Below are 3,030 nucleotides of genomic sequence, written 5' to 3'. Positions count from 1 at the left end.
TGGCTTCTCACCAATTACGTGGATTGTTTGCGCAGCATAAACAGCTGGAATGTTTTCCAGAGCTAATTTTTGGCTGCAACGGATGTAGCTATCCGTCCGTTCGCCTGCGTAACAGTGGGACATTTAGTGACCAATCTAAAAGATCTAATCAGACCGCCTTTTGCTAATTATGACGTTGTAGTCTATTTTGGCTGCGGGCTATTTTCTTTGCCGCTCATAGATCACTATGTCTTTAAACCCACAGGATTCCGATTTCCTACGTATCAGCTCAACATCGGAATTCCACTGGCCGATATAGCAGTTTCGACGCTATCGCTTCTTTTTTCGGTTTATTTACTTGGGCATATCATTTCATACGCTTCAAGTTTATTGACCGAAAAATCGATTGAGAGCTTTTTCGGAAAAGTAAGTAGTGCTATCATGATCTCAGCTATTAGTGATAGTTATGAAAAAAAAGAAATTATTTCATCTTTTATTTGGAGAAATTTCAAAGAATCTTTTAAAAAGAAAAATATAAAAACATCAATTTTAAGAATATTATTTTTGATACCTGTAATTCCAGTATTTATAATTATCAATTGGATTGGTGATTTTGATTATTATAAGTCAAGAATATCTCCAGAATCTTTCGAAAAGATACGCAGAAAAGGGAGAAATCTTTGCCTAGTAAACATCAGTTTATATAGCCACTGGTATAAAGATATAGAACATTATGTTATAAATCGATATCCAGTAGCTCTAAATAGAATGTATAACTACCTAGTTATTTCCGGCATATTTAGATCTCTTTCAATAATATTTTTGGCCTCAATATGGATGGAAACATACTTTTTAATCCACTATATTTTTACAGGACACTACCATATTACTATTTTATCTTCAGATGAAACTTTTGGCATAGAACGATTATTCTCTATAATTACTTTATACGTGATTTATGCATTTTCAGTTTCATCTTATATGAAATTTCAGCGGAGATACGCTGAAGAAGCGCTGTTCGCGTTTCTGCTCACCGATTGGCCCGACTGGATAGACAGCAAACTTCCGAGATCAGGCGTAGCTCGATATCAATCAGCCTCTATTGGAACAACTTCTGATGACGCGTCGGGCTAACACTCTCATTCATTTGTCGCGTGTGTATTTCTCACCAAATTTATATAAATGCCCATCCTCACCCCCGCCCACATCATCGCCGCAGCGGCAATCATCCTGAACATCTGGACGTTCATGCTGTTCGGCATCGACAAGTTGCGCGCGGAGGGTGGGGCTTGGCGGGTATCCGAAAGCAGTTTGCTATTCTGCGCATTGATCGGTGGCACGGCGGGGGCCTATGCCGGGCGCGCGGTTTTCCGGCACAAGACGCGCAAGCAGCCTTTTTCAGGCCAACTGCACGGCATTGCGATGCTGCAGCTTTTCGGCGGGGCGATGGCGGCGGGCTGGATGCTCGGCTGATCCCCCTCTCTCCTTTCGGGAGAGAATCTGCTTCTCCCCTATCGCCCACCTGCATAACCGGCTAGGCCCGCGGGCATGGCCGATCTTTATCTGAAATCGCTGGAATCCGAACGCCGCAGCCTGTGGGCGACCGCCCGGTTAAAGGGGCTGCCCAAGGATTCGCCCGAACGGATGCGCATCACGCAGATCGATGCCGATATCGCCGCGCACAAGGCCAAGGCCAAGACGCCCAAGCCATGACCGATACGCCCCACCCCACTACCGCCTATAAAATCCTGACTGCTGGCCAATGGGCGCATTTCCGCCGCCATGGGGTATTTCACGGCGCGCCGGTCGATCTGGACGATGGCTATATCCATTTGTCCGCCGCCGACCAGTTGCAGGGCACGTTGGACAAGCATTTTGCCGGACAAAGCGATCTGGTGATTGCCGAGGTTGATCTGGCCGCGCTTGGCGAAAGCGTGAAGTGGGAGGTTTCGCGCGGCGGCGCGCTTTTCCCCCATATCTATGGCCCGCTGCCCATGGAGGCGGTGCGGGGCGTGCGCGGCGCCTGACCGCAAGGCCCCTTTCCCGATCAGCACCAGGGGCGGCGGCCGCCCTGATACCAGCGGGCCAGCCCTTCATTGACCAGCACCCCGCCCAGGCTTTGCCCGCCGCGCGTCAATATGCGTAGCTTGCGGCCGAACCGGTCTTCATCACGATCGATGCGGGCGAGGCTGAACGGACCATTATTGACCAGCGCGTGCAGCCGGCGGGTCGCCTGTGCGCCCAATTGCGCCTCTGCCGGGCAGCGCGGCTGGCTGACCTCGGGCGTGTCGATATCGGCGATGCGGATCTTGGTGCCGCGATAATAAATCGTATCCCCATCGACGACGCAATTGGTGCGCGGGCCCGATGCACACAAGGTGAAGCGCGCGCTTTCCCGATCCTTTGCGACGGCGGCACGGGCCATGGCGGGGGCTTCCCCTATGGCGCCGATACTTAACGGCGCGAGGATCGCGGCCGCGATTGCCGCAATGACATAGCTTGGAACAAAGCGGTACGGCGCGCGCAAGGTCACACGCCGCGCCCGCAAAAAGCGCGTTATTCGGTTCAATTTCCACCACCCTTGCCGCGTAGGAGCGGCAATAACACCGGCTGGATAACCGGCGGTGCTGACCTGCTATGCCGATGGTAAAGTCAGGTCAACCGCCTGCCAAAAAGGGACGGGTCCGTTTCGAACAGGGCGGGGCCAAATCCGCGCGGTTATGGAGGGAAAGGCAGCGGCTGGCCTTCACAGCCGCGGGCGGGGCTGCCTAGCCGGGCCAAGAAAAGGCGAAGCTGTTCGTTCCCGAAACCATAGCGCCGGCATCAAAGCGGCGCTCGATAATGCGGCCGCGCCCCGCGCCATCGACCAGCACCAAGGTGCTGCACCTCGTGCCATAAACCGGCGCGTTGATGAAGATCGGCGCGCCCATATCGTCGCGCAGCTGCTCATCACGCAGCATGGCGAAAAGTGCGTCTTCGCCTTCACCGGCAGCAATCCAATCGGCCAGCGCGCGCTCGGCCGCCGTCCGCCGCGGCCATGGCTCAGCGGGA

General features: G+C 53.1%; 6 protein-coding genes. 4 read left to right on the top strand and 2 right to left on the bottom strand.

The features are described 5' to 3' along the window. Positions 1 to 69: 69 nt before the first annotated feature. The 4 genes from ACIQ32_RS12375 to ACIQ32_RS12360 all read left to right on the top strand — a co-directional run bounded on the left by ACIQ32_RS12375 (position 70) and on the right by ACIQ32_RS12360 (position 2,006). Positions 70 to 1,113 carry a hypothetical protein gene (locus ACIQ32_RS12375; protein ID WP_396195981.1) on the top strand — a complete coding sequence of 348 codons (1,044 nt, stop codon included), beginning with the start codon at positions 70 to 72 and terminating at the stop codon, positions 1,111 to 1,113. A 48-nt stretch (positions 1,114 to 1,161) separates the two neighbouring features. Continuing rightward, on the top strand, positions 1,162 to 1,452 hold the full coding sequence (locus tag ACIQ32_RS12370) for a DUF1294 domain-containing protein (protein WP_396195980.1): 291 nt from the start codon (positions 1,162 to 1,164) through the stop codon (positions 1,450 to 1,452). Positions 1,453 to 1,527: 75 nt separating this feature from the next. Beyond that, entirely contained in the window at positions 1,528 to 1,692 is a 165-nt protein-coding gene (locus ACIQ32_RS12365; protein WP_396195979.1) for a hypothetical protein, read from the top strand. Next, positions 1,689 to 2,006 (top strand): DUF952 domain-containing protein, encoded by a 318-nt coding sequence (locus ACIQ32_RS12360; RefSeq protein ID WP_396195978.1) that lies wholly within the window; start codon positions 1,689 to 1,691, stop codon positions 2,004 to 2,006. Before ACIQ32_RS12365 ends, ACIQ32_RS12360 begins: the two co-directional genes overlap by 4 nt. Before the next feature lie 20 nt (positions 2,007 to 2,026). On the opposite strand, the gene ACIQ32_RS12355 is transcribed toward ACIQ32_RS12360, so the two are convergent. Both ACIQ32_RS12355 and ACIQ32_RS12350 read right to left on the bottom strand, forming a co-directional pair. Continuing rightward, positions 2,027 to 2,548, bottom strand: a complete 522-nt coding sequence (locus ACIQ32_RS12355; RefSeq protein WP_396195977.1) for a thermonuclease family protein — start codon at positions 2,546 to 2,548, stop codon at positions 2,027 to 2,029. 199 nt (positions 2,549 to 2,747) lie between these two features. Continuing rightward, positions 2,748 to 3,030, bottom strand: a 283-nt coding sequence (locus ACIQ32_RS12350) for an NRDE family protein (protein WP_396195976.1), incomplete at its 5' end; no start/stop codon positions are given.

Origin of the sequence: Flavobacterium sp. (assembly GCF_044373165.1) — a bacterium.
In the GTDB taxonomy this organism is placed as follows: domain Bacteria; phylum Bacteroidota; class Bacteroidia; order Flavobacteriales; family Flavobacteriaceae; genus Flavobacterium.
The sequence above is the reverse complement of the archived record's forward strand: the minus strand, read 5'-3'. Positions and strand labels throughout refer to the sequence as shown.

Excerpts from the sequence above, each read along its gene's own strand:
- ACIQ32_RS12370 (WP_396195980.1), top strand. The coding sequence starts at position 1,162 with ATGCCCATCCTCACCCCCGCCCACATCATCGCCGCAGCGGCAATCATC.
- ACIQ32_RS12360 (WP_396195978.1), top strand. The coding sequence starts at position 1,689 with ATGACCGATACGCCCCACCCCACTACCGCCTATAAAATCCTGACTGCT.
- ACIQ32_RS12365 (WP_396195979.1), top strand. The coding sequence starts at position 1,528 with ATGGCCGATCTTTATCTGAAATCGCTGGAATCCGAACGCCGCAGCCTG.